The sequence below is a fragment of the Sphingopyxis sp. genome, from assembly GCF_050725615.1.
Lineage (GTDB): Bacteria > Pseudomonadota > Alphaproteobacteria > Sphingomonadales > Sphingomonadaceae > Sphingopyxis.
The window spans coordinates 1-2,424 of record NZ_JBOHHU010000160.1 but is presented as its reverse complement, the minus strand read 5'-3'; the positions used below and the strand labels follow the sequence as shown (position 1 = coordinate 2,424).

Sequence of the window (2,424 nt, the reverse complement as noted above, 5' to 3'; positions counted from 1 at the left end):
GAGAAGCGCCCTTCGACAGGCTCAGGGCTACGGTGAGAGACGAAAACGGGCATCACCCTGAAATCCCTTGGGGCGCCCGCACCTCGACCAATGGCACAGACGCCATCTCGCCCGCCAGAAAGGTCGCGCGGCTCACCTCCAGCCGATCCTCGGCAAAGCGCACCGGGACATCGAAACGAAACCCGGCGCGCACCGCGACCCCGACCGCAGGCGCTACGTCGAGCAGCACTTCGCCCTCGTCGGTCACCACAAAGGCCGCCGTCTCGATCCCGTTGACCGCCACCCGCACGCTGCCCGCGACCGGCAGCCGGATCGCCCGCACCTGCACCGCGGCGCCCGCGCCATATTCCTTCACCAGCGCGAACTGCCGCCGGCTCCCGTCGCCGACGCCGAGCAACTGGTCACCCGCCGCCGGCAGCCCGCCATCCTCCGCCGAGCCATGGTCGAACGGATCGCGAAAGCGGAACGCCCGCGCCGCCCCGCGCCTGGCCCGAAAGAAATCGGTCAGCGCCCGCACATCGGCCTCGGACCGGATCCCCGGCCCCGCGTCATAGCGCATCCGCGCCTCGGCCCATTCGCTCGCCCGCTGCTCATGCCCCGACGGCGCGCTCACAATCTGGGTCGAAAATTCGGTGATGCTCAGCGCCTCGCGCCCGATCGCCAGCGGGAAATCCACCGCATCAAAAGCCTGCACCTCATCCTCCCCGTCGAACCAGACAAAGCCGTCGCGCGCCACCTGCGGCAGCGCCCAGACGAACGTGCAGGCCACCCCCGCGCGCCCGCTCGCCCCGGCCGCCTCGGCGATCGCCGCCCATTGGCCGCGATCCTCCGCCAGCAGCACAAAACCCGAAAAATAATGCTGTTCGTCAATCGGATAACCGAGCCGCGTCACCATCGCCGCGCGCGCCGGCCCCGTCTCGGCCCCGCGCCCGCCGGTCACCCAGTCATAATCCTCGAGCTGCAGCACATCGAAGGCGGGCGCCGCCCAACCGAGCGGCACATTCGCCCGCCGCACCTCGGGCGCCGCCGGGTCGAGCACCGTCGGCAGGAACACCAGCAAATGGCTGACCAGCCCGCCAACCCCCGCCTCGTCACGCGCCGCCGCGACCAGCGCCTCGGTCGACGTCGCGAGCAGCGCGCCCAGCGCGTCGAGCATCACCCGCTGCCCCGCATCGAGCGCCCCGCGCACGTCCGATATGGCGACGCTCGTCCCGCCCAGCGCCGCGCTCGTCGCCGCATCATAGCCGCAAATCTTCCCGCCCGGATTGACCCACCACCAAGGCTCGCCGACCTGGAACTTCACCGGCAGCCCCGCCGCCACCGCGACCCCGACAAAGGCCCTCGCGACGAGTTGCAGATATCCCATCGCCACCGCATGGGCGGGCGACAACAGGGTCGACGGCGGCACCCACCCGGTCAGCGCCGGAGCGCCCGTCGCGTCGCGCTGCTTCCAGTCGTTCCAGCAATAGTCGTCGAAATATTCATAGGACAGCGACCAGACCACCCCCAGCCCCGCCGCCACGCATTCGCTTGCGAACCCCGCGTGCCAGGCCGCGCAAGGCGCATTGAGCGTCCCGCCGACCAGGCTCGCGTAAAAGCCGCCCCCCGACGCCTCGAGCCGCATATAATGGCTCATCCCGACATAATGGACGACATCGCCGCGATAACCGAGCGCCACCATTTGCCGCACCACCCGCGCCGGGGTCAGATGATAGCAATCGTCATAGCCATTCGCGATTCCCAGCCCATGTTCGGGCAGCATCGCATCGCCGATCGCCAGCACCGATCCCGAGCCCGAACAGGCGATGTCGCTCATCTCGGCCCAGCCCTCGACCGGGCTCGCAAGCACCGCGTCGCCGCCGTCATAGCTTGGCGGCACCAGCGACACGAACATCCGGTCGACATCGCCCGCCCATACCGGGTCGGCCTCGCCGGGCAGCAGATACCCGCCGTCGAGCGCATCGAAATCGAGGCTGACGACCGCATCCTCGCCCGTCCCCTCGGCATAGTTCCACAGCCTTACATACCAGGCGCGCGGGCTCCCTTCGGCGTCGCGCCCCTCGATCGTCAGCGTCGGCCCGTGCAGCGCATCGAGCGGCTTGACCCCACCCGACCGCCAGCGGAACGACAGCTGACAATGGCGAAAATCGCGCTTCGTCTCATAGGCCAGCAGGACATGGTCCCACACATCCTCCGCCGCCCAGATCAGCCCCGCCAGATCCTGCTTGCAATAAAACACCGTCTCGACGCGCAGCGCCTGCGGCCCCGTCGTCCCCACGCTCGCCATCATCGGCCGCGCAAAATTGACCGTCCAGAAGCGCGGGTCGAACCGCTTGATCCATCCCTTTCGCTGATGCGGCTCAGACGCCACCAATGCCCAGCCCATTGCGGAGCCTTTCTCTCTTTTGAACCGTAGCCCTGAGC

The 2,424-nt window shown here is 68.7% G+C and carries 1 protein-coding gene; it reads right to left on the bottom strand.

The features are described from left to right. Window positions 1–52 precede the first annotated feature (52 nt). Complete coding sequence (locus ACREB7_RS20805; protein WP_431594163.1) at window positions 53–2,386, bottom strand: DUF2460 domain-containing protein; 2,334 nt, start codon at window positions 2,384–2,386, stop codon at window positions 53–55. Window positions 2,387–2,424 lie beyond the last annotated feature (38 nt).